This is a genomic window from Acidobacteriota bacterium, assembly GCA_030697165.1.
Lineage (GTDB): Bacteria > Acidobacteriota > Vicinamibacteria > Vicinamibacterales > UBA2999 > 12-FULL-67-14b.
In genome coordinates, this window is record JAUYQQ010000004.1 from 118,084 (window position 1) to 141,666 (window position 23,583).

A 23,583-nucleotide genomic window follows, 5' to 3' on the forward strand; every position below is an offset into this window, starting at 1 on the left:
CGTCCGCCTTCAGGCGGACCGGGCGAAGTAGAATGCGCCGGTGCGATACACCCGCGAGTTCTCCGGCGTGGCCGAATCACCGATGGTGCAGATTGCGACGGCCGCCGAATCGATGCCGGGGTCGCTCAAGCTCTGCTACGGCGAGTCCGATCTGCCGACGCCGGCGTTCATCTGCGAAGCCGCGGATGCCGCGCTGAAGGCCGGGCACACCTTCTACACCCACACGGCCGGCGCTCTCGAACTGCGCGAAGCCATCGCGCAGCAGATTCACCATCTCCACGGCGTGGGATATCGCCCGACTGAGATCATGAGCACGGTCGGCGCGTCGATGGCCATTTATGCCGCCATTCGCGCCTTCGTCAGTCGCGGCGACAACGCGGTGATTGTCTCGCCCACGTACGCGATTTTCTCGAACGGCGTGATCATGGCCGGCGGCGAGCCGCGCCCGGTGCCACTGGTGCGAGACGACGGCGGGTTCCGGCTCGATCTCGATCGCGTCCGCGCCGCCATCGACCGCCACACCCGAATGGTCATCATCAACAGCCCGTCGAACCCCACCGGCTGGGTGATCAGTGCCGCGGAGCAGCGGGCGCTGCTGGAACTGGCCGCGCAGCACGACCTGATCATTCTTGCGGACGAGGTGTATGAGCGGCTGGTGTATGAGGAACCGATCGCGCCGTCATTCGCGCGGGTCGCCGGCAATCGCGACCGCCTGATCGTCGTCAACAGCTTCTCGAAGACCTACAACATGACCGGCTGGCGGCTGGGATGGGCGCAGGCCAGCGAGGCCACCATCAAGACCATGTATCGGGCCGTGGAGTTCATGACCTCGAATCCGTCGGCCATGGTGCAGCAGGCCGGCATCGCCGCGCTGCGCGACGGCGAGCCGTACATCGCAGAGCTGCGCCGGCACTACACCGAGCGGCGCGCGCAAGTCGTGACCGCACTGGCCGCGACTCCTGGCGTGTCGCTGCCCGCGCCGGCTGGCGCGTTCTACGCGTTTCCGCAGATCGCCGGGCTGACCGATTCAACCGCGTTCGCCACGCGGTTGTTGCGCGACACCGGCCTGGCAATCGCGCCGGGAGTGGGATTTGGTGGGTCGGGAGAGGGCTACGTGCGGATCTGTTTCGCGGCGAGCGAGGCCACCGTCACCGATGCGCTGGCACGCCTGTGCGCCTGGGTGAATCAAACATAAGGAGATCAAGAGTCCAAGAGAGTCTGACCATTCAAATTCTCCTGAACTCCTGACCTCCTGTTTCTTATTTGGCCATCTTTCGGGCGTACTGCAGCTCGGGGCGCTCGGGCCCCGCGTCCTTGCAGATCTCGACGATCTGCCGGTAATACCCCTTGGCCTTGCTCGTCTGCCTGGTGGCCTCGGCCGCCTTGCCCGCGCCGTAGAGCGCGAGGAAGCGGTTGGGCTCCTTCTTCGTGACCGCTTCGAACGCGGCCAGCGCCTCTTTGGCCTTGCCGGCTTCGAGCAGCATGAAGCCGTACATCTCGCGGGCCGGGGCAATCGGTCCTGGCGTCACGGCCGCCTTGTCGGTCTTGTCCTCGACGTCGGCCACCGCCGCCATGGCCGAGAGCGCCTCGGCCTGCTTGCCTTCCGCGAACATCACCCACGCCTCTGCGCCGCGCCGCTGGATGTCCACCTGCTCGGTCCAGTACGCGTCCTTCAACTCGATCTCGCGGTCGCGCAGCGCCGTGAGACGGGCGATGTCGGCAGCGGCTTCGGCCGGCTTGCCTGAACGCGCAAACCCGATCGCCCGCGCGAAGTGCGTGATGGCTTCCGTGTACGGCGCGCCCGGCGCCGGCCACGGCTTGAGCATGGTCGCGTCGGCCCACTGGCCGCGCTCCATCGCGTAGCGAGCCGGAATGGCCGCAATCGCAAACGTGTTGGCACCGGTGGCGCTTGGCGACGCGGCCGCCGCGGCGGCCACCTGAGCCGCGTGGTCCACGACGGTCTTGGCTTCCTTGTCCATCCCCATTTGGAGATAGGCGTAGGTCATGTAGTCGCGGGCGTGGAGGCCTTCACTGAGCCCACTGCCGGTCTTCTCGGCCTCCGTAGCCGAACGGATGTTGGTATCGACGGATTCCTTCCATTCGCCAACCCGCGTGAACGTGTGCGATGGCATGTGCAGCGCGTGCGGCACCGACGGGGCGATGTCGGCATAGGCGCGCGCCGCGGGCAGCGCCTTCGCGGCCAGCGCCGGCACGTCGTAAGCATGGATGATGTAATGCGCGAGGCCGGGGTGATTCGGCATCCGCTTGTAGAGCGGCTCGAGAATCTCGGCGGCCTTCAGGTTCTGCGCGAACGTCTTGTCGCTCGGCAGCGCGGTTTGCGCAATGGCGAGCGCCCAGAAAATGCGGGCCTCCACGTCAGCGCGGTTCTGGCTGGCCACCAGCTCCGTGGCACCCTCGTAAGCGACGACGCGCGCGCGCTGGGTGGTGACATCGGCGCTCGAGAACAGGCCCGCGACGGCGTCAATGTAGCCCTTCTCTCGCGGCGTCGGCGTGCCGGTTGATTTCGCCTTGTCAATCGCGGCCTTTCCATTGGCTATGACCTGCGGCGACCGCTGGCCGGCGAAGGGATTGCCCCAGTACGTGAGGGCCACGCCCCAGTAGGCGATCGCGCAGTTGGGGTCCTTCTTGGCGACGCTCTCGAAGAGCGCTCGCGCCTCGGGGAACCAGAACGAATGCAGTTCGGCGACGGCCAGGTTGAACTCGTCCTTCACCGCCGGGCTGCACGAGGTCTCGAAGTCGACCGTGCCAGCCTTGATCGCGCCAGGCTTGGCGTTGTGATCGTGCTGCTCGGTTTGCGCCCACGCCGGCGTCGCCAGCGCGAGCCCGAGACACATGCAAAATACCAGTCGCTTCATCGACGTCTCCTTCAGGGATCGGGGATCAGGGATCAGGGATCAGGGATCAGGGATCAGGGATCAGGGTTTTCCGAAACTCAAACGGTCCAAACCGACGCGGCCGTTGCTGATCACGAGCAGCGGATCCAGCAACGTCCGGATATTGTCGAGCGGGTTGCCGTCCACCACCAGCAGGTCAGCCTCGAAGCCGGCCTCCACCACGCCCACCTGCTTCTCGAGTCGCAGCATCTCGGCGTTGGTCAGGGTGGCCGCCTGCAGCGCCTGCAACGGCGTCAGGCCGGCCGACACCAGCATGCCCAGCTCGCGTGACACGCGCGCGATGCTCGAGGGTCCGTAGCCGGTGTCGGACCCGGCCACGATCTTGACACCGAACTTGTGCGCGCGCTGCACCGCGGCGTGCAGAATGGGCTGCATCATCTCACCGCGCCGCTTCAGCCCGGCATTGTCGTAGTCGCCACCCGCCTCGGCCAGGTCGTTGACGATGTCGAGGGTGGGGGCGAAGAAGGTGCCCTGCTTCGCCATCAGCTGCAGCGTGTCGTCAGAGAGATACGTGCCGTGCTCGATGCTGCGCACGCCGGCGCGGACCGCCGCGTCGGCGCCCTCGGCCCCATGCGCGTGCGCCATCACCGGGATGTTCTTCGCCGCCGCCTCGACCACGAGAATCCGCAACTCTTCCTGGCTATAAAGCTGCCGGCGCGGATCGGTGTCCGGGGTGCCGGCCCGTTCGGTGGCGTTGGTCTTGATCCAGTCCACGCCACGCGACAGGTTGGCGCGCACCACGCGGCGAATCGTGTCGGCGGCCGGCGCGCCGCCGCCCATCAACCCACCCTCGTCGGGAAAATCGAGAAAGAACTCGGCGGCGACGCCGGGGCGCACGTGATAGCCCGTGGCCATCATGTCGGGGCCGGCGGCAAAGCCCTTCCGCACCAGGTCCCGCAGCCCGACATCCACGAAGTGCGACACGCCGGCGCTGCGCACGGTGGTGACGCCGCTGTCGAGCGCGGCCCGCATCTGCGGGAGCGACGTGATGTGGACATGCGCATCGATCAGTCCCGGCACCACGTAGCGACCCTTCAGGTCGATGGCGCGGACGCCGGCCGGCGCCGCTTCGGCGCTAACGCTCTCGATCCGCGCGCCACGAAGCACCACGGTCGCGCCGCGCGTGATGGCGCCGCTGCGCACATTGACCACCGAGGCGTTGGTCAGGGCCACGGCGTCCTCACTTCCGACCCGGCCTGGCTGTGCTGAGATGGAGATCAGGCTGGCGGCGAAGGCAATTGCCGAGGTGATGGGGAGGCGCATCCGGCAGCATAACCCCAATAATTGGCGACCGATTCTGTCGGCATTTGACCATTCACGCGGCCAATTAGCCAATTCGGCGCGGCTTTCTGCCCAATCCGGCGTCCGTGTGCAATGCCGCACAAAAAACCCGTAAGATATCGACCAGTCAATCACTTACGGGCCGTGATCCTGACTTGCACCACCTCGACAGAGCCCGACCGATCAGTGAGGAGTGCTCATGCACGCGCCAATTAAGTACGCGGAAAAGGGATTGTCGATCGCCGCCAACGGCGTCTGGCAGATCTTTTCCCAGCTCAACAAGATCAGCCAGAACCCGTCGATGACGCCGCGCTGGTCGGACAAGCCCCTTCTGAAGTCGTACCAGAAGACGAAGCCGCCACTTGGCTGGCCGCGGCAGACCGACTCGCTGTGCCCGACGTGCGTGCGCGAAGCGCGCCAGGCGATTCTCGACGGCACCCGCCCGCTTGAAACCCTGCTCAACGAGAAGGTCGGCGAGATCAAGGCCACCATCGACGAGAAGGACGGCAAGATCGTGATGATGAAGGACTGCCCCATTCACGGGCACTTCGAAGACACGATGGCCATCGACACCGCCTTCTTCAAGCACCTCGAAGAGGTGTTCCCGGGCCGCGACATCCGCGCCCACAACGACGAGAAGCTGCACAACCACGGCAGCAGCACCATCAAGCACGGCCGTGGCTCGGTGCTGACGGTCGATCTCACGAACCGCTGCAACATGATGTGCGACCCGTGCTTCATGGACGCCAACCAGGTTGGCTTCGTGCACGAACTGACGTGGGAGGACATCAAGACGGTGCTCGACAACGCCATCACCATCAAGCCGAAGCGGCAGATGTCGGTGCAGTTCTCGGGTGGCGAGCCGACGCTTTCCCCGTACTTCCTGGATGCGGTGCGCTACGCCCGCAAGGTCGGCTACTCGTCGGTGCAGGCCGCGACCAACGGCATTGAGTTCGCCAAGAGCCCCGACTTCTCGAAGGCCGCCGCCGAAGCCGGCCTGCGCTACGCGTACCTGCAGTTCGACGGCATCGGTAACGCCGCCAACTCGCACCGCCGCGTCGGCAACCTGTTCGACGTCAAGCTGCGCGCGATCGAGAACCTGCACAGCGCCGGCGTCGACATCGTCCCGGTCGTGACCATCGTCAACGGCGTCAACAACGAGCAGGTCGGCCGGATCATCGAGTTCGCGCTCGACAATCCCAAGCGGATCAACTTCCTGTCGTTCCAGCCGGTGAGCTTCACCGGCCGCGACGAAGAGGTGACGCCCGAGCGCCGCGCGGCGCAGCGCTACACGCTGTCGCACCTGGCGCACGACGTGAAGAACCAGACGGGCCTCGGCGAGCCGGTGCGCGACTGGTTCCCGATTTCGTTCATGGGCACGTTCACCGACTGGGCCGATGTCGCCAAGGGGCCCGACAACGAATGGGGCAACCTGACCTGCGGCTGCCACCCCAACTGCGGCGTCGGCATGGCCGTGATGATCGACAAGGAAACCAAGGAAGCCGTGCCGGTCACGGCGTTCCTCCGGGCCGAACAGCTCGCCAAGGACGTCGCGATGGTCAACGACGCGGCCCGCGGCAAGTTCCTGACCGTCGCCGGCATGGCGATCGCGCTGGCGCGCAACTACGACTCGTTCAAGTCGCCGACGCACTTCAAGCTGAGCGACCTGCTGAAGAAGTTCGACAAGACCTTCGGCGCAACCGGCAAGGACTACGGCAAGGTCGATGGCTCGCGCACCATGGACGACATCCAGAAGCGCCGCGCCGATCGCTGGAACTTCCTGTTCATCGCGGGCATGTGGTTCCAGGACCTGTTCAACTACGACTTCCGCCGCACCGAGATGTGCATCATCCCGTATGCCACGCAGATGGGCGAAATCTCCTTCTGCGCGTACAACACCGGCATCGGCTGGCGCAACATCATCGAGAAGATGCATATGACGGCGACGCTGACCAAGTGGTACGAGGAGCACGGCCGCCACGAGATCTTCGCCGGCAACAAGTCGGTGCCGCTCACCACCACGGAACACACGCTGAAGCTGAACGCCGAAGCGGTGGCCGCGGGCATCCAGACCGACCTCGACGACCTGGGCATCGCGAAGAACTCGCGCGACGAGAAGATCGCGGCGCAGAAGAAGAAGAACATGACCCCCGAAGAGCTGCGCCACCACGCGGAGATGGAAAAGCTCTATCGCAAGGAAGTGCTGAAGGAACAGCCCGGCGTGCCGGTGCTGCAGATCCAGGGCTTGAAGAAGGCCCAGCAGCCGACGACGCACTAAGACGTAGGGGCGCACTTTAGTGCGCCCGGGGCGACCAAGGCCGGGCCCTGATGAGGGGACCCGGCCTTTTCTATTTGGCGATCCTGAAAACCTGCCCGACGAAGGCCGACACGTCACCCCTGCCGGTGGCGCCGTTGTAGGTCAGCACCAGCCCGCCCGTGAAGCCGCCCTCGCGGTGCGCCATGAAATACACCGGCACCTCGACCCCCCACCCGTGGTCGCGGCCATCGCGGGTCAGGAACACCTCGGCGCCCACCTTGTCGCCAAGGTGCACCTGCGCCTGGACCTCGAACTGCTGCCAGCGCTCGGCCGCCGGGCGGCGGAACAGGCGATCGGCCGGGCAGGCGGTCAAGCCGGTGTCCGCGACCGCGTGACACGACTCGCCCTCGGCGATCTGCCACGCTTCGCTCCAGCGATACGTCGCGGCAATGACGAGGTCGCGCGGGAGGATCAGGCCGCCGGTGGCCGTGACGGCATACCGTGCGTGCGCGTCACTGCGACGGTCGAGGGTCATGTCGTAATAGTCAAAGGCATCGCGGCCGGCCTCGACGCGGGCGGCCAGCAGCGGCGTCGCGCGGGTGCTGCCCGCACGGGTCCAGGTGGTCGCGCCCCAGGCCGACGACCCGTTGGTCAGCCGGCGAAGGCTCGTGGGCCGTCCGGACGCGAAGTTGCGATCGAAGGCGCCGGTGAAACCAACCTCGCCGGTCCAGCCCGGCCGCAACACGAATCCCAGTTTTCCCGAGGCGCGTTTGGCCTCGTCCATCACCTCGGCCGCCCACTCGATCGTCGGCACCGCCAGGGGACTCCTTAGAGATGGATCGATCATGGTGTCGATAGTGGTCGTAGACGACTCGGCCGGCGCGGGTGCAACACCAGGGGCTTGGGCGGCGGCGATCGCGGGGACCAAAGTCAGCAGTATCCCAAGGTGCCATGCTCGCTTCGTGTGCCCGCTGGTTGCCCGCATCACCCGCCTTCAGGTCGTTAGACGGACCGGCGGTTCGGTTTCCCGCATGCGACTGCCTGTCCGGGGCCGGACACCGTCACCCCGGTCTCGACCAGTGGGTCAGTCCACGCGACAGTTTTCAGGCCGAATTGGACCCTAAAGTCAGGCACGGGACGTGCTCTTGTCTATCCGGCTAAAGCCGGATGCTACAAGATGTGGCGTCCGCCTTCCTGACCACCGAAGCCTCTGGCGAAGGTGGTTAGGCGGACCAATCCATGGACACACTGATTCGCGACCTCGCCTTTGCTTTCCGCACGCTGAAGCGGCAACCGGCCTTTGCCCTGACCGCGGTGCTGACCATTGGCCTGGGCATCGGCGCCACCACGGCCATTTTCAGCGTTGTCAACGCGGTGGTGCTGCGGCCGCTTCCCTACAACGACGCGGCTCGCCTGGGGACTGTCTGGGCCGACCTGCGGAACCGCAACGTCGTTGATTTCCCGATCTCTCCCGGCGACTTCTTCGACCTGCGCACGGTGCTGACGCAGTTCGACGGCGTCGCCGGGGTCAACACCTTCCGGCCGACCATTGGCGGCGACGGCCGTGGCGACGCGGAGCAGGTGAGCGGCGCCGGGGCCACCACCAACATCTTCACGCTGCTTGGCCACCGCATTCATGTCGGCCGTGGCTTCGTCGAGGAAGATGGCACGCCGCAACCAGCACCGCCACCACCTGCGGCGGGCGCGGCGCCGGCGGCGCAGGCTGGGCCTGAAACGCCGCCCCTGCCGAACATTGCCGTGCTCAGCTTCGAATTCTGGCAGCGCCGCTACGGCGGCGACGACTCGATCGTCGGCACGACCATCGAACTCGGCAATGGCCGCGCCGACATCGTCGGCGTGCTGGCACCGGGGTTCGAGTTGCTGTTTCCACCGGGCACCGATGTGGAGCCGCGCCCCGACATCGTGGTGGCCAATCGCGTGAACTACGAGACCGGGTCGCGCAACAACGTCTTCCTGCGCGTGATCGCCAGGCTGACGCCCGGCGTGAGCTTCGAGCAGGCGCAGTCGGAACTCGATCGGCTCTCGGCCGATCTGCGCGGACGCTTTCCGATCAAGGAAACCGCCAACGCCAATTTCCGGATTGAGCCGATGCACGCCGACCTGGTGGCCGACGTGCGGCCGCAGCTGGCGGCGTTGATGGGAGCGGTGGTGTTCGTGCTGCTGATCGCGTGCGCGAACGTCGCGAACCTCCTGCTGGTGCGCGCCTCGGCGCGCGAGCGGGAACTGGCGGTACGCGCCGCCATGGGCGGCAGCCGGTGGCGCCTGGTTCGCCAGCTCGTGGCCGAAAGCCTGGTACTGGCCACGTTCGGCGGATTGGTCGGCCTGTGGCTGGCGCAGTTCGGGCTCGACGCGCTGATTCAGCTGGCGCCCGAAGCATTGCCGCGGGCCACCGCCGTCTCGCTCGACGGCACCGTGCTCGCGTTCACGGCGGCTGCGGCGTTGGTGGCGGCGCTCATCTTCGGCGTCGCGCCGGCGTGGCGGGCGTCGCGGCCTAACGTCATGGATGTGCTCCGTTCGAGCGGCCGCCTGGTGGGCGGCGGCTCGGGACGCTGGCTGCGCGACGGTGCGGTGGTCGCTGAAGTTGCGCTGGCGTTCGTGCTGCTGGTCGGCTCGGGCCTCATGATCCGCACGTTCATCGCACTGCAGAACACCCACCCGGGCTTCGATGCCAACGGTGTGCTGACGTTCATCATCCAGAACAATCGGGCCCAGGGCCCCGAGGCCCAGCAGACGTTCAAGCGGACGACGCTCGAGCGGCTGAAGGCGCTACCCGGCGTCGTCGATGCCACGGTGGCTGGTCCCCTGCCGCTCGACGGCGTCAACTCGCTGGCTCGTTACGGCCCGCTCGAAGCGGCCACCGACCCGGCCAAGTTCCAGCAGGCGATCGTGCACTTCGTGCAGCCCGGCTACTTCGAGATGACGCGCACGCCGATGGCGGCGGGCCGCGCGTTCGGCGACGAAGACAACCGGCCCGAAGCGCGCGTGATGATCATCGACGACCTGCTGGCGGCGAAGCTGTTCCCGTCGGGCCAGGCCGTGGGCCAGCGGATGCTGGCGCGCGTCACGACCGACGAGCCGCAGACGTTCGAGGTGATTGGCGTGTCGCGGCACCAGCGGCACACGACCATGATGGACGATGGCCGTGAAGGCATGTTCTTCCCCGATGGCTACGCCAACTTCGGCCCGGCGTTCCGCTGGGCGGTACGGACCAACGGCGACCCGAACGCCCTGGCGGCGGCCGTGCGCAGCGCCATCGCGCAGCAGGATGCGCGGTTGCTGCTGACCGAGGTCAGGCCGTGGCAGGACTACCTGGACGAGGCGATTGCGCCGACCCGTTTCGCGCTGATCCTGATCGCGGTGTTTGCGGGCGTCGCCGCCGTCCTGGCCATGATCGGACTGTACGGCGTGCTGGCCACGACGGTGCGGCAGCGGACGACCGAGATCGGCGTGCGCATGGCGTTCGGCGCGTCGGGCCACAGCATCCTCAAGCTGGTGATTGGCCAGGGGCTGCGGCTGAGCCTCGCCGGGATCGTGCTTGGCCTGGTGGCGGCCGCGGCGCTGACCCGCATCATGGCCAGCCTGTTGGTCGGGGTCACGGCCACCGACCCGGCCACCTACGCGACCATGGCAGTGCTGTTCACCATAGTAGCGACGTTCGCTGCCTGGGTGCCCGCACGCCGAGCCGCGGCGCTGAACCCGAACGTGGCGCTGCGCGACGAATAGGGCTGGTCGGGCGGGTGAGGCGGGTGACGCCGACGACCCCGACCAGCCCGACCAGCCCCGACCCGCCCTACCAGCCCTACCAGCCCTACCAGCCCTACCAGCCCTACCAGCCCCAAGCTATGATGACGGCGCATGAGCGATTCGGCCTCCCGCCTCGTCACCCTGTCCGCCGCCCGTTGGCGACTGTCGGTCCTCGTCACGGCGGCGATGACCCTCATTTACGTCGCCTTCATCCTGCTGATCGCCTTCAACAAGGAACTGCTCGGCACGGTGCTCGTCCCGGGGCTGAGCGTCGGCATCCTGCTCGGGGTGTTCGTGATCCTCTCGGCCATGGCGCTGATCCTGGTCTACGTGCGCTGGACCAACACGCACTATGACGATGCGGTAGCGTCCATTCGCAAGGCCCACATGGAGGGCCGCTGATGCAGACCGGAGAGCCCAACGTGGTGGCCATGGCGGGCTTCGCCATTTTCATTGTCTTGTCGCTCGGCATCACGTGGCTGGCGGCTCGACACACGCACAGCACGAAAGACTTTTACACCGCCGGCGGTTCGGTCACGGCCTGGCAAAACGGCATGGCGCTGGCCGGCGACTACATGAGCGCCGCCAGCTTCCTGGGCATTGCCGGGCTGGTGGCGTTGTCGGGCTTCGACGGCTTGATCTACTCGATCGGCTTCCTGGTCGGTTGGCCGGTGGTGGCGTGCCTGATCGCCGAGCCGTTGCGGAACCTTGGCCGGTACACCTTCACCGATGTGGTCGCGTTCCGGTTGCGGCAAACGCCGGTGCGGGTGGCCGCCTCGGCCGGCAGCCTGGCGGTCGTCGCCTTCTATCTGATCGCGCAAATGGTCGGCGCCGGCAACCTGATTCGGCTGCTGTTCGGTCTCAGCTACGAAGTGGCGGTGGTGATCGTCGGCCTGGTCATGCTCGCGTACGTGCTGTTCGGCGGGATGATCGCCACGACGTGGGTGCAAATCGTCAAGGCGGCGCTGCTGCTGTCGGGCGCCTTCATGCTGGCCGGCATGGTGCTGGCGCAGTTTGCGTTCAATCCGCTGGCGCTGTTCTCGGAAGCTGCCCGGCAGTACGGTGAGGGCGTGCTGGCACCGGGCCGGCTGGTCTCGGATCCGGTGGACGCCATTTCACTGGGTCTGGCCCTGATGTTCGGAACCGCCGGTCTGCCGCACATCCTGATGCGGTTCTACACCGTGCCGGATGCCCGCACCGCGCGCGTCTCGGTGGCTTATGCGACCGGGATCATCGGCGTCTTCTACCTGCTGACCTTTATCCTCGGCTTCGGCGCCATGGTGCTGGTCGGCCAGACCGACATCCGCGCCGTGGACGCAGGTGGCAACATGGCGGCGCCGTTGCTCGCCGAGGTGGTGGGCGGACAGGCGTTCCTGGGGTTCATTGCCGCCGTCGCCTTCGCCACCATCCTGGCGGTGGTCGCCGGCCTCACGCTGGCCGGGGCCGCCACGCTGTCGCACGACATCTACGTGCACGTGTTCCGCCACGGCCGCGCCACCGAGAAGGAACAACTGCTGGTTGCGCGCAGCGCCACCATTCTGCTCGCCACGGTGTCGATCGCCCTGGGCATCGCGTTCAAGGGCCAGAACGTGGCGTACATGGTGGGCCTGGCCTTCGCCATTGCCGCCAGCGCCAACTTCCCCGCGTTGATCCTGTCGATGTTCTGGAAGCCGTTCACGACGCGCGGCGCCCAGGCGTCGATCCTGTTTGGCACGTTCGCCACGCTGGCCCTGATTTACCTGTCGCCGACCATCCAGGTCGACCTGCTGCAAAACGCCACCGCGTATTTCCCGTACCGCAACCCGGGCTTGTTTACCATTCCGCTGTCGTTCGTCATCGGGATTGTGGTGTCGCTGGCGGCGCCCGAGCCGGCCGCCTCGGCCGGCTTCGCGAAGCTCGAGCAGCAGATCCATTTCGGAGCGGACCAAGACGCGGGATAATGGAACCTGGCATGCCCGCCCGCCGTCTGTAAACTCTGAGCTTCTGTTTGACCGCGCTTCAGCTGCACAACCCCCGCATCCGCTATTCCCTGTTCGCGATCTGGCTGCTCGTCGTCGCGGGCGCCCTGTACCTGTATTTCTTCCAGCGGGAAGTGGTGCAGGCGGAGATGCGCGACGCGATGTCGGCGTCGTTCTGGGCCGCGGCCATCGCCTACCTGGTGATCGGTGCCTTGCGGGCCTTCACGCTGGTGCCGGCGACCTTCCCGTTGCTGGTCGCCATGCCGTTCTTCGATCCGTGGGTCCTGCTGGCGCTGACGCTCCCGTGCATCGCGATCTCGTCTTCGATCTGCTACTTCTTCGCAGAAGCCCTCCACATGGACGAGCTCTTCGAGCGGAAGTACCCGAAACAGATTCGCCAGCTCAAGGACCTGCTGCAGTCGTACCAGCTGCCGATCATCATCGGCTGGAGCTTCATGCTGTTCCTGCCGACCGACCTGATCTGCTACGTGTGCGGCTCGCTCAAGATCAACTTCAAGAAGTTCCTGTTCGGCGTGGTCGTGGGCGAAGGCACGGTCTACGGGATTTACATCTTCCTCGGCGACTGGGTGCTGCGCTAGCGGCGCCGGGCCGGGCGCGTGTTCTCGGTGGGATACTCCTCGCCAGCCAGGTAACGGACGCGATCGGCGGGATCGAAGATCCTCGCCTGCCCGCCGATGTTGAACCGGGGCGGCCAGTCGAGTGCGCCGAGGTCGGCGTGGCCGCGGAAACGATCGCGGAACTCCGCTTCTTCGCGGCGCTCCACCAGGATGTACGGCACGCGGCCGTTCGCCGACAGCCACTGCACGGCGCGATCCAGCCAGGCCGGTTCGAGCGAGTCCCACAGCACCGCCTCCCGGCCGGCATGAAACCGCACGCTGCCGCTCTGCCACACGGCAATCAGCACGGCGTTTGGCGGCAGCCGTTCGGCCACCAGGTTCGCGGTCTCGCGATACCGTCCCTCGAGGGCCTGCAGCGCCAGCACGTCGCGCGCGCCGGCCACCCGCATGCCCAGCAGCGCCAACATCACCGTGCCGATGGCCACGACGCCGCGCATGCGGGCCCCATCGGCAACCCGTACGGCCACGCTACACGCCACCACGAGCAGCAGCACGATGGCAGGAATCAGGAACCGCAAGTACCACCACTCCGGGTGCGGACGGTACGGCAGGTAGATACCAAACACCACGGCCGCGGCGGCGAGCAGCCACAGCGCCACGCGTCGCGACTCGCCGGCGAGCAATAACGGCGCCGCGAGGGCAATCAGCGGAAACACTGTTTGCGTCTGGTAGAAGGCGCGGCCGTAACTAGATAGATTCGAGGCGACGTTCGACAGGCTGAAGAGTTGGTCGACCCGGCCATAACCGCTGCCAACCGGGCTGCCGTACAGCACCTGGTTCAACCACAACCACGCGGCCACGCCCGGGAGCGCGCCGACCACCATCAGCCCAGTGGATCGCCACGGTATCGGCTGTCCCGGCCGCCACTGCATCGCGGCCACGATCACGGCAAGCGGTGCGAGATTCGGGCGGACCAGGATGGCGATGCCAACCAGGACGCCGGCCAGCAACGAGGTCCGGCTTCCACCTTCGCCAAGGCTACGGTGGACAGGAAAGCCGGACACCACATCGAAGCCGGTCCGGCTAAAGCCGGACACTACATCAGGCTCCGACTTCAATGTGGCGTCCGGCTTTAGCCGGACCGTGGCGACAGCCAGCGCCGCAAGCCACAGCGCGGCCGTCGCGATGTCGTTCATCGGCTGCACTGCCTGGAACAGCACGATCGGACTCGACGCCGTCAGGGCCGCGGCCGACACGCCCGCCAGGCCGCCGGCCAGGCGATTGGCCAGCACGAAGGCGCACCACACCAGCACGAAGGCGGCGATCGGCGTCACCGCGAAAATCGCGTCGCGGCCGCCGATGGCGTAGAACGGCGCCATCAGCACCGAGAACCCGGGCGCACAGACCGGCGAAGCGGCGTCTGGTCGAACCGGTGACGGAATGAAGCCGCCAGGCGCCAGCGTGCGGGAGGCCTCGGGCCACGGCGCCTCGACCGCGAGCGCACTCGCCGGCTGCCACTGCCCGGTGCCGAAAGCTTCGGCCATCAACCCATAGCAGGACGAGTCGGAACCGCCGACGGCGCCGGTCCCACGCGTCACGCCGAACGTGGCGAGCCCCAGCGCAGCTGCGAGCGCCAACGCCACGGGGAGCCAGGAGCCTGGCGCGCCGGCTTGTCCGCCGAAGCCTTGGCTAAGGTGGAAGCCTTGGCGAAGGCGGCTCATCGTGACAAGCGGTACTTGATCAGGACCTGGATGGCCCGCACGCCGTCGCGCCAGCCAATCTTCTTGCCCTGGGCGCGGCTGCGCGGTTCGAAGCGCACCGGCAGTTCGAGAATCGGGTGGCCGTCGCGCAGCAGCTTGGCCGAGATCTCCGGCTCGATGTCGAAGCGATTGCACTCGAGCCGCAGCCCGCGCGCGACCTCGGTGGTCATCACCTTGTAGCAGGTTTCCATGTCGGTGAGCCGGCCGCCAAACAGCACGTTGGTAATGCCGGTCAGCACCTGGTTGGCAAACACCGACAGCCACGGCGCGTCGGGACGCCCGGCCAGGAACCGCGACCCATAGACCACCTTCGTGCGGCCGTCCAGGATCGGCTGCACCAGCACCGCCAGTTGCGCCGGATCGAGTTCCAGGTCCGCGTCCTGGATGGCGACGATGGTGCCTGAGGCCTCGGTGAAGCCGGTGCGTATGGCGCTGCCCTTGCCGCCGTTCTTCGCCGCATGGATGATTCGCAACTCGGGCCGGACCGGCAACCGGTCGAGCACCTCGCGGGTGCCGTCGGTCGAGCCGTCGTTGACGACCAGGATCTCGCGCGGTGCCGGCAACTCGATCACCAGCAGCCGCTCGATGACTTCGGCCACCGTCCGCGCTTCGTTGTAGACGGGAACGACGATTGAGATGAGGGGCGGCAAGAGCAAGTCAGAAGTCAGAGGTTAGAAGTCAGAAGAAGCCAATCGCCGCATCGTCTTCCTCTACGACCTTGGCGTTCGCCTTGCGCTCTATCTTACGTGCGGGAATGCCTGCGTAGATAGCAGATCCTTCAAGTGTCGAGCCCTTGAGCACCACGCTGAGGGCGCCGATATGGCACTTCTCGCCGACCTCGACGTTGATGCCCACCATGCTGCCCAGGCCCACTGTTACCAAGCGCCCCAGGCGCACCGGGCCGGTCTTGACCATGCCGGCCTCCACCGTATGCCCCGACAGGTGCACGCTCTCGCCAATGACCACACCGTCGCCGAACTCCAGCATGTTGTGATCCGAAATCGACAGGCTGTTGATGTGGACACCGCGGCCAATCTTTGCCCCGTTCCATCGCAAGTACAGCGTCCACAGCGCAGACGCACGGAAAAAGGTCCCCACGAAGACGCGGACGATGTGGATCGAGACCATGTAGCGGACCCAGTCGAGCAGGGGCCATTCGAGATCGCGGAGTTTCCAGGCCCCGTTCGGCGCCGTCCGCCAGCCGCACACCCGCGTCGACAGCGCCGACAACGCCACCAGCACGATCGCGAACAACAAATAGGCCGGCACGAGGGTGGTCGCGACAATGGCCGGGCGAATCAGCGGCGGAATCGACCAGCCCTGGGTCCACGTCCAGAAGTAGAACGCGGGTAACACCGACAACCCGAACACCAGGCTCTGCACCACGAACATGGTGAGCACGGTCCAGGAAACGCGGCCAGCCTGCGCAGGAGTCACCGCGAGAAGCTACCATAGGGAAGGCGGATTTGGTGATTTGGTGATCTCACGAGTTGGTGATTTGAAAGCGCTTGCAAAAGAGCCACTCGTTCTCGTGCCCGGCATCGACGGCACCGGCCTGCTGTTCTACAAACAAGTGCCGCGGCTGGAACGGCGCTATGCCGTGACCACCGTCCGCCTGCGCGACGAGGTGCGGGCCATGGGCGAATTGGTGGCCGACCTGCACCAGTCGGTGTTGGCGGCCTCAGACCGCCCGGTGACGCTGCTCGGCGAGTCGTTCGGCGGCGCCCTGGCGCTCAGCTATGCCCTGGCGCATCCGGAGCGCATTGGCCGGCTGGTCATCCTCAACTCGTTCGCGCACTTCGGTTCGCCGGCGCGCCTGTGGCTGGGGTATCACCTGCTACGCGCCACGCCGTGGGGCATGATGCGCCTGGTGCGGCAACTGAACGGCCGGCGGATGCACTCGCCGGGCACCGGCACCGAAGAGATCCGCCGGTTTCTCCAGCTGATGCAATCGACGACGCGCGAAGGCTATCTCTCACGGCTGCACATCCTGCGCGACTACGACCTTCGCGAGCAGCTGGCGTCGCTCCAGTCGCCCGTGCTGTACCTGGCTGCCGACCGCGACGTGGTCGTGCCGTCGGTGGCTCAGGCGCGGCTGATGGCCTCGCTTACGCCGCGCGCGAGCCTGCGCGTGCTCGAAGGCCATGGCCACAGTTGCCTGATTGCACCCGACCTGGACCTGTCGGCGATTCTTGATGAATGGACGCCGAAATGACGATCGTCAGCATGGCGCAAAACGTCCCCGGGCCGGTGGCCGTCGCCCGCCTCATGGCGGCAGGCGCGTCGGCCATCAAGATCGAGGCACCGTGGGGCGATCCGCTCCACGGGTTCTGCCGGCCCTGGTACGACGAGCTGCACGCTGGCGTAACCATCGCGCGCCTGGACCTGAAGTCGGCCGACGGCATGCGGGCGCTGATGGACTTGCTCGGCTCCGCCGACGTGTTCATCGCGAGCCACCGTCCGAGCGCGCTCGGCCGTCTCGGCCTCGATGCCCCAGCGCTCGCCATGCGATTCCCCCTGCTCCGTCACCTGAACATCGTCGGCAACACGGCGCATCCGGAAGAGCCGGGGCATGACGTGACCTACCAGGCACAGGCCGGACTGCTGCAGGGAGGCCTGCCGAAGACGCTGCTCGCCGATCTGCTGGGCGCCGAGCGCGCGCATGCCGCGGTGCTCGAGATGATGCATAAGGGCCCGGGAGGCAGCCGCGTGGTCGGACTGTTCGACGCGCTGAAGGACCTCACCGCGCCGTTGCGCCACGGATTGACGGCGCCAGGTGGCGTGCTTGGCGGGGCCAACCCGGCCTATGGGGTGTACGCGGCCAGGGACGGCGCGATTGCAGTCGGCGCGCTCGAGCCGCACTTTCGTGAGAGGCTCTATGCCGCGCTGGGGCTTGCCGACGGCTCGCCCCTGGCCACAGTTTTCGCGACGCGGACGGCCGCCGAATGGGAGCAGTGGGCCACGGAACGCGACATTCCGCTCAAGGCCACTGATTAAATGCGGCCACAGATTAGACACAAATTAGACACAGACCAATCACTTTCAAACACACAGACCAATCACTTTCCAACGCACAAACCAATCACTTTCCAACGCACAGACCAATCACTCTCACAGACCAATCACTCTCCACCACACAGACCAATCACTCTCGAACACACAGTCCAATTACTCATCATGAATGCAGACAATCCGCTCGCGGCAGCCTATGGTCACGCCACACGCTACATGGACGAGGTCGCGGAGCGGCATGTGGGCTCGCGCGCGGAGCGTGCTGACCTGCTCATGGCGCTCGGCGGGCCGCTGCCCGCCGGCGCGACCGATTCGGTCGAGGTGATCAATCACTTGGCGAAGACCGCCGACCCCGGCATTGTTGCCACCATTGGGCCGCGCTACTTCGGCTTCGTGACCGGTGGCGCGGTGCCGGTCACGGTGGCCGCCGACTGGCTGGTCAGTTCGTGGGATCAGAACGCCTGCCTGTACGTGCTCTCACCAGCGGCCTCGGTGATGGAAGACATCGTCTCTGGCTGGATCGTCGAGCTGCTCGGGCTGCCGGCATCCGCCGGGGTCGGCTTCGTCACCGGTTGCCACATGGCCAACTTCACGTGCCTGGCCGCGGCGCGGCACGAAGTGTTGCATCGCGCCGGCTGGAACGTCGAAACCCAGGGCCTGCAGCGCGCGCCCAAGGTGCGGGTGCTCGTCGGAGGTGAGGTCCACGTGTCGGCGGTCGGTGCGCTGCGGTATCTCGGGTTTGGCAGCGACGAACTCGAGTTCGTGCCGGTTGACGGCCAGGGCCGCATGCGTGCGAATGCGTTGCGGGCGCAGCTGGGCACGGGCGACGGCCCGATGATCGTGTGCGCGCAGGCGGGCAACGTCAGCACCGGCGCCAGCGATCCGATCGCGGAGATCGTCGAGATGGCGCACGCGCGCGGCGCGTGGGTCCACGTCGATGGCGCATTCGGGTTGTGGGCCGCCGCGGTACCCGAGTTGCGATCGCAGGTGCGCGGCATTGAATCCGCGGATTCGTGGGCCACCGACGCGCACAAATGGCTGAACGTGCCCTACGATTCGGGCCTCGCGATTGTGGCCGACACGGCGCCCCTGCGCGCGGCCATGGGCATGAAGGCCTCGTATCTGCAGCGGGGAGACGACGAAGAACGCATTGGCATGGATTGGACGCCCGAGTCATCGAGGCGCGCGCGCGTGGTGCCGCTCTACGCGCTGTTCCGGGCGCTTGGCCGCGCCGGCATCGAGGGGCTCGTCCGCCGCAACTGCGCGCTCTCGCGGCGCATGGCGGACCGGTTGTCGGCGGCACCCGGCATCACCATCCTGAACGAGGTGGTGCTGAACCAGGTGCTGGTGCGGTTTGGAGACGATCGCACGACCCAGGATGTGATTGCGCGGGTGCAGGCCGACGGCACGTGCTGGGCCGGCGGCGCGTTCTGGCAGGGACAGCAGGCGATGCGGATTGCGGTGTCGAACTGGTCGACGACCGAAGCCGACATCGACCGTTCGGCCGATGCCATGCTGGCCTGTTACCGCGCGGCGCTCGCTACTTTTTCTTAGCCGGCGCTTTCTTGGCCGGCGCTTTGGGGGCCGGCGCCTTCTTCGCTGCGGGTGCGGGTGTGAATTCCAGCATCACGTTGCTGATGGTGGCGATGGGCCGCCCCGTGGCGGTGAAGTTGTCGGTGGCGTCGGGCCTCACGACCGACAGCTTTTCGCCCATCACCGACACCTGGTCGACGACCGCGGCCGGCAGTTCGACGGTGATGAACTCGGAGCCGATCGGCGCCACCGCCTTCATCCCGCCCGGTCCGGCGCCCCCGCTGATGCGGTCGAACAGGTCTTTTTCAGTGCGAAACTCGCTTTGCACCGTCGCCCGATCGATCAGCGTGTTGTCCATCGACATCACGCCGATGGTCGCGGTGTGTTTGCGATAAGCCTGCTGCTGCTTGACGAGCTCGGCCGAATAGGTGTGGCGGTTGTGCAGCTCGAACATCAGCTTCACCGGCCCGCGGTGCGGCGGGATGGTGATGAGAATGCCGTCCTTCGGGTCGCTCGCCGTGAGCACGTCACAATAGCGGCGGCCCGTGGCCACGCCCTGCCCCAGCTCGGAGGGGCACTTCAACTCGGCCTGGATGCGCGAAATTACCGGCGCCGCCGCCTTCCGGGTGGTCTTGGCCGGCGCTTTCTTCGGGGTGGTCTTGGTGGTCTGTGCGTCGAGCGACGGGATGAACATGAGGCTTGCACACAGAAGAGCCAGCATCACACGCATTCCGTAAGTATAGCGTCCGTTCGGCAGTTCGTTTGCTTAGGCTCGGGCTAGCCTGTTGCCCCGACTGACTGTTGGTCACCTCGCGTGCTTTCCTGTCTCTCTCTGTCAGGTCAGCCGCCGAGTAGCGAGTGCTGGCAAGCTTGTTCCACTCCAACTTCTCGTAGGGCGCAACCGGTTTTCCGGAGGATAGGTCAATGAGTAGAGTTCGATTGTGGTTCGCAGCGATCAGTTTGATGGCCCTCGCGACGGCGCCTGTCGCCGCCCAAGTCCAGACCGGGTCGATCCTGGTCCGGGTCACCGATGAGCAGGGGTCCGCCGTGCCCGGTGTCATCGTTACGTTGGCCAGCCCCGTGCTGGTGGCCGGGACCATGAGCGGCGTCACCGACGCCGGCGGCGTCAACCGCTTTCCGTCGTTGCAGCCGGGCATCTACTCCGTGAAGGTCGAACTGCAGGGCTTTCGTACCGTCATCCGCGAGAACGTGTCGGTGCAGGTCGGCGCAACGGTGCCGCTGGACCTGTCCCTGACGGTCGCGGCCGTCGCCGAAACGGTCACGGTCACTGGCGCCTCGCCGGTCGTCGATACCACCAGCGCCAACACCAGCGTCAACCTGGGCGAGCAGTTGTTGCAGGCCACCCCGGGCGGCCGCGACATCTGGTCGCTGGTGGAATACAAGGTGCCGAGCCTGCTGATCACCCGGCCGGACGTCGGCGGGACGTCGGGTGGTCTGCAGGGCGTGTTCAACGCACGCGGCACCACCAGCGCGCAGAACTCCAGCTACCTGAACGGCATCAATGTCGGCGACCCGGCGGCGATCGGTGCCGCCGGTTTCTATTACGACTTCGACGCGTTCGACGACATCCAGGTCTCGACCGGCGCGCACGACATCACGGTGCCGACAAGCGGCGTGTTCCTGAACATGGTGACCAAGAGCGGCGGCGACCGCTGGACCGGCCGGCTGACGGGCGCCTGGCTGGGCGATGCCACGCAGGGGCAGAACATCGACGACGAGCTGCTGCGGTTCGGGTTCCGGCCTGAATCCAACAGCGTGGACTTTGTCTCGGACGTCAACGTCAGCGGCGGCGGCCCGCTGGTCGCCAACAAGCTGCGCATGTTCGCCTCGTTCCGCGACTGGCGCGTGCACGTCAACACGCCGGCGGCGTTTTCGTCGCTCGTGCTCGACAAGACCGACATCACGTCTGGGCTCGTCAACCTGAACTATCAGATCAGCGACAAGAGCCGTCTCACCGGCCTGTACTCGCGGCAGTACTACAAGAAACCCAACCGTTTCCTGGCCGGCGCCAACACGCTGGTGCAGGATTCGACCAGCAACGAAGACGACGTGTTCGACATCTACCAGGTGCTGCTGAACTCGGTAGTCACGCAGCAGTTCTTCATCGACGCGCGCGTCGGCTTGAACAAGATTTTCTTCCCCACCTACCTGAACGGCGCCGACCAGACGCTGCTGGACACGGCGACGGGGATCCGCACCCGCAACTTCACCACCGGCACCGAGCGGTGGCGCGACCGCTACCAGGCCAACGCCACCGGCCAGTACTACCTGGACGAGTTCGCCGGCGGCCGGCACGAGTTCAAGTTCGGCGCCGACTACTCGCACATGCAGGTCGAGAACCGCGTCTCGCGTTTCGATGATGTGGAACTGACCTACAGCAGCGCCACCGGGCGGTCGCAGAACGTGACCCTGTTCGGCACCCCGTTCTTTTCCAAGACCGGTCTGAACATCCTGGCCCTCTACGCGCAGGACAGCGTGTCGTTCAAACGGTTGACGCTGACCGCCGGCGTGCGATGGGAACACCTGAACGGCTACCTCCCGGAGCAGAGCAGCCCGGCCAGCCGGTTCTTCCCGGACCTCACCCGGTCATTCGCCGAACTGCCGGATGTGGTCGACTGGAAGACGGCCGGGCCGCGCCTCAGTGCCGCGTACGACGTCCGGGGCGACGGGCGCACCGGCCTGAAGTTCGCGGTAGGCCGCTACTACTACGTGATCGCGGCGGGCGGCGGTATTCTCGACACGATCAACCCCAACGGGAACTACTCCGAGAACTATCCCTGGAACGATCTGAACGGCGACCTCCGCTTCCAGCCGGGCGAGCAGACCGGCACACCGGTCATCTCGCGAGTCAACACCTCGACGGTGTCGGTGGACCCGAACTACTCGCGGCCGTACACCGACGAGATCACCGGCGGCCTCGATCACGAACTGTTCCCGTCACTGCGGCTGAGTGTGATCGCCACTCATCGCACGGAACGCAATCCCCAGGCCACGTCGAACCCGGCGGCGCCGTACGACACGTTCCTGACCACCCGGAACGACAACGGCCGCGACGGGGTGGCCGGCACGGCCGACGATGGCACGTTCCAGTTCTACAACCGCACGTCCACGGCGGTGAATCAGACCTTCTTCACCAACGACCGGAGCTTCCGCCAGACCTACAACGGCATCGAGATCTCCGGCACCAAGCGCATGTCGGGTCGCTGGCAAATGCTCGCTGGCTACACCTACTCGCAAACGCGGATTGAGGGCGTCAGCGTGAACGTCAACCCGAACGCGCTGATCAACGCGGCGGGTCCGGTCACCGGCCAGATTGGCGACCGCCCCCACCAGTTCAAGGTGAGCGGCACCTACATCCTGCCGTGGTACGACATCGGCATCGCCGGCAACCTCAACGCGCAGAGTGGCGCCGCCATCACCCGGCAGATCAGCACCGCGCAGACCGTCGGCGGCAACACCACCGTCAATGTCGAGCCGCTCGGCTCGTACCGGCTGCCGTTCCGGAAGAATGGCGACCTGCGCGTGTTCAAGACCGCGCGCTTCGGCGCGCGCAGCCTGGAGATCTCGGTGGACGTCCACAACGTCAGCAACTCGAACACCCACTGGGATGCCCGCACGCTGGGTAACACCATCAACCTGCGGCAGAACGGTGATCCGGCCGGGGCCATCAACACGGTGCCGCAGTTCGCCTCGCCGGCGCAGGTCTACGGGCCGCGGAACGTCCGCTTCAACGCGGCTCTGCGCTTCTAGCAGATCACGAGAAAGTCACAGGAGGTCAAGAGTTCAGGAGAAGTTCATTCTTCTGATCTCTTGATCTCCTGTTTCCGTCTTCCTGAACTCGCGACGCTAGTCGCCGAAGTCGTGTGAGTGGGTCGGACCAGACGAGGCGATCCCGCCGCGCAGCTTCAGCAACTCCAGGAACTCCATGCGCGTCCGTGAGTGATCGCGGAAGGCGCCCAGCATGGCGCTGGTGATGGTGTAGGAGTTCTGCTTTTCCACGCCGCGCATCGACATGCACAGGTGCGTGCCTTCGCAGACCACGGCGACGCCGAGTGGCTTGATCTTCTCGGTGATGGTCTCGGCGATCTGGTTGGTCATCCGCTCCTGCAGCTGCAGCCGCCGCGCGAAGATATCGACCAGGCGCGGAATCTTGCTGAGGCCGATCACCCGGCCGTTCGGGATGTAGGCCACGTGGCACTTGCCAAAGAACGGCAGCAAATGGTGTTCGCACATGCTGTAGAAGTCGATGTCGCGGACGATCACCATCTCGCTATAATCGACGCTGAACAGCGCCCCGTTCAGCGTCTCGTCGATATCGGTCTGGTACCCGCTTGTGAGAAACCTCAGCGCCCTGTCCACCCGCCGCGGCGTCTTGACCAGCCCTTCGCGGGTCGGGTCTTCGCCCAGTTCAATCAGCAGCCGGTGGATGAGATCCTGCATCGGGTCATTGTACATCTCGGTCGCCGGCATCTCGGGGGTCGCGGTCTCTGGGGCCATACCTCC

General features: G+C 66.2%; 18 protein-coding genes. 10 read left to right on the forward strand and 8 right to left on the reverse strand.

From position 1 onward, the window contains the following. The first annotated feature begins 40 nt into the window (after positions 1–40). Positions 41–1,195 (forward strand): aminotransferase class I/II-fold pyridoxal phosphate-dependent enzyme, encoded by a 1,155-nt coding sequence (locus Q8T13_04425; GenBank protein ID MDP3716997.1) that lies wholly within the window; start codon positions 41–43, stop codon positions 1,193–1,195. A gap of 64 nt (positions 1,196–1,259) precedes the next feature. Here Q8T13_04425 and Q8T13_04430 read toward each other — a convergent pair whose 3' ends face one another. Then, complete coding sequence (locus Q8T13_04430; GenBank protein MDP3716998.1) at positions 1,260–2,876, reverse strand: hypothetical protein; 1,617 nt, start codon at positions 2,874–2,876, stop codon at positions 1,260–1,262. 60 nt (positions 2,877–2,936) lie between these two features. Beyond that, the gene (locus Q8T13_04435; GenBank protein MDP3716999.1) at positions 2,937–4,178 is read right to left on the reverse strand and encodes an amidohydrolase family protein; all 1,242 of its coding nucleotides are present in this window, start codon (positions 4,176–4,178) and stop codon (positions 2,937–2,939) included. A gap of 217 nt (positions 4,179–4,395) precedes the next feature. On the opposite strand from Q8T13_04435, the gene Q8T13_04440 reads away from it, so the two are divergent. Further along, positions 4,396–6,474 (forward strand): radical SAM protein, encoded by a 2,079-nt coding sequence (locus Q8T13_04440; protein ID MDP3717000.1) that lies wholly within the window; start codon positions 4,396–4,398, stop codon positions 6,472–6,474. A 70-nt stretch (positions 6,475–6,544) separates the two neighbouring features. Here Q8T13_04440 and Q8T13_04445 read toward each other — a convergent pair whose 3' ends face one another. Then, complete coding sequence (locus Q8T13_04445) at positions 6,545–7,300, reverse strand: hypothetical protein (protein ID MDP3717001.1); 756 nt, start codon at positions 7,298–7,300, stop codon at positions 6,545–6,547. Positions 7,301–7,692: 392 nt separating this feature from the next. On the opposite strand from Q8T13_04445, the gene Q8T13_04450 reads away from it, so the two are divergent. From Q8T13_04450 to Q8T13_04465, 4 genes are all read left to right on the forward strand, one after another. Next, positions 7,693–10,197 (forward strand): ABC transporter permease, encoded by a 2,505-nt coding sequence (locus Q8T13_04450; GenBank protein ID MDP3717002.1) that lies wholly within the window; start codon positions 7,693–7,695, stop codon positions 10,195–10,197. Positions 10,198–10,329: 132 nt separating this feature from the next. After that, positions 10,330–10,620 carry a DUF485 domain-containing protein gene (locus tag Q8T13_04455; GenBank protein MDP3717003.1) on the forward strand — a complete coding sequence of 97 codons (291 nt, stop codon included), beginning with the start codon at positions 10,330–10,332 and terminating at the stop codon, positions 10,618–10,620. Then, entirely contained in the window at positions 10,620–12,158 is a 1,539-nt protein-coding gene (locus Q8T13_04460) for a sodium/solute symporter (protein ID MDP3717004.1), read from the forward strand. Before Q8T13_04455 ends, Q8T13_04460 begins: the two co-directional genes overlap by 1 nt. Positions 12,159–12,205: 47 nt before the next feature. Next, entirely contained in the window at positions 12,206–12,775 is a 570-nt protein-coding gene (locus Q8T13_04465; GenBank protein MDP3717005.1) for a VTT domain-containing protein, read from the forward strand. On the opposite strand, the gene Q8T13_04470 is transcribed toward Q8T13_04465, so the two are convergent. From Q8T13_04470 to Q8T13_04480, 3 genes are all read right to left on the reverse strand, one after another. Then, positions 12,772–14,397, reverse strand: coding sequence for a hypothetical protein (locus Q8T13_04470; protein ID MDP3717006.1), 1,626 nt, complete (start codon positions 14,395–14,397; stop codon positions 12,772–12,774). The genes Q8T13_04465 and Q8T13_04470 overlap by 4 nt on opposite strands. Positions 14,398–14,471: 74 nt before the next feature. Continuing rightward, positions 14,472–15,164, reverse strand: coding sequence for a glycosyltransferase family 2 protein (locus Q8T13_04475; GenBank protein ID MDP3717007.1), 693 nt, complete (start codon positions 15,162–15,164; stop codon positions 14,472–14,474). A gap of 28 nt (positions 15,165–15,192) precedes the next feature. After that, positions 15,193–15,951, reverse strand: coding sequence for a hypothetical protein (locus Q8T13_04480; GenBank protein MDP3717008.1), 759 nt, complete (start codon positions 15,949–15,951; stop codon positions 15,193–15,195). A 61-nt stretch (positions 15,952–16,012) separates the two neighbouring features. On the opposite strand from Q8T13_04480, the gene Q8T13_04485 reads away from it, so the two are divergent. From Q8T13_04485 to Q8T13_04495, 3 genes are all read left to right on the forward strand, one after another. Beyond that, positions 16,013–16,729 carry an alpha/beta fold hydrolase gene (locus Q8T13_04485; protein ID MDP3717009.1) on the forward strand — a complete coding sequence of 239 codons (717 nt, stop codon included), beginning with the start codon at positions 16,013–16,015 and terminating at the stop codon, positions 16,727–16,729. Next, entirely contained in the window at positions 16,714–17,511 is a 798-nt protein-coding gene (locus tag Q8T13_04490; protein MDP3717010.1) for a CoA transferase, read from the forward strand. The genes Q8T13_04485 and Q8T13_04490 overlap by 16 nt, the downstream gene beginning before the upstream one ends. A 180-nt stretch (positions 17,512–17,691) precedes the next feature. Then, a complete protein-coding gene (locus Q8T13_04495; protein MDP3717011.1) occupies positions 17,692–19,080 on the forward strand; it encodes an aminotransferase class V-fold PLP-dependent enzyme in 1,389 nt (462 codons plus the stop codon). Here the strand turns inward: Q8T13_04495 and Q8T13_04500 are convergent. Beyond that, a complete protein-coding gene (locus Q8T13_04500; GenBank protein ID MDP3717012.1) occupies positions 19,067–19,789 on the reverse strand; it encodes a hypothetical protein in 723 nt (240 codons plus the stop codon). The genes Q8T13_04495 and Q8T13_04500 overlap by 14 nt on opposite strands. Before the next feature lie 194 nt (positions 19,790–19,983). Between Q8T13_04500 and Q8T13_04505 the strand changes: the two genes are divergently transcribed. Next, positions 19,984–22,830 carry a TonB-dependent receptor gene (locus tag Q8T13_04505; GenBank protein MDP3717013.1) on the forward strand — a complete coding sequence of 949 codons (2,847 nt, stop codon included), beginning with the start codon at positions 19,984–19,986 and terminating at the stop codon, positions 22,828–22,830. 96 nt (positions 22,831–22,926) lie between these two features. Here the strand turns inward: Q8T13_04505 and folE are convergent, their stop codons facing one another. Then, the gene (gene folE / locus Q8T13_04510; GenBank protein MDP3717014.1) at positions 22,927–23,577 is read right to left on the reverse strand and encodes a GTP cyclohydrolase I FolE; all 651 of its coding nucleotides are present in this window, start codon (positions 23,575–23,577) and stop codon (positions 22,927–22,929) included. Between the last annotated feature and the right edge of the window lie 6 nt (positions 23,578–23,583).

Excerpts from the sequence above, each read along its gene's own strand:
- Q8T13_04435 (MDP3716999.1), bottom strand. The coding sequence starts at position 4,178 with ATGCGCCTCCCCATCACCTCGGCAATTGCCTTCGCCGCCAGCCTGATC.
- Q8T13_04450 (MDP3717002.1), top strand. The coding sequence starts at position 7,693 with ATGGACACACTGATTCGCGACCTCGCCTTTGCTTTCCGCACGCTGAAG.
- Q8T13_04445 (MDP3717001.1), bottom strand. The coding sequence starts at position 7,300 with ATGATCGATCCATCTCTAAGGAGTCCCCTGGCGGTGCCGACGATCGAG.
- Q8T13_04500 (MDP3717012.1), bottom strand. The coding sequence starts at position 19,789 with ATGCGTGTGATGCTGGCTCTTCTGTGTGCAAGCCTCATGTTCATCCCG.
- Q8T13_04430 (MDP3716998.1), bottom strand. The coding sequence starts at position 2,876 with ATGAAGCGACTGGTATTTTGCATGTGTCTCGGGCTCGCGCTGGCGACG.
- Q8T13_04455 (MDP3717003.1), top strand. The coding sequence starts at position 10,330 with ATGAGCGATTCGGCCTCCCGCCTCGTCACCCTGTCCGCCGCCCGTTGG.
- Q8T13_04490 (MDP3717010.1), top strand. The coding sequence starts at position 16,714 with ATGGACGCCGAAATGACGATCGTCAGCATGGCGCAAAACGTCCCCGGG.
- Q8T13_04440 (MDP3717000.1), top strand. The coding sequence starts at position 4,396 with ATGCACGCGCCAATTAAGTACGCGGAAAAGGGATTGTCGATCGCCGCC.
- Q8T13_04495 (MDP3717011.1), top strand. The coding sequence starts at position 17,692 with ATGAATGCAGACAATCCGCTCGCGGCAGCCTATGGTCACGCCACACGC.
- Q8T13_04505 (MDP3717013.1), top strand. The coding sequence starts at position 19,984 with ATGAGTAGAGTTCGATTGTGGTTCGCAGCGATCAGTTTGATGGCCCTC.
- folE (MDP3717014.1), bottom strand. The coding sequence starts at position 23,577 with ATGGCCCCAGAGACCGCGACCCCCGAGATGCCGGCGACCGAGATGTAC.
- Q8T13_04460 (MDP3717004.1), top strand. The coding sequence starts at position 10,620 with ATGCAGACCGGAGAGCCCAACGTGGTGGCCATGGCGGGCTTCGCCATT.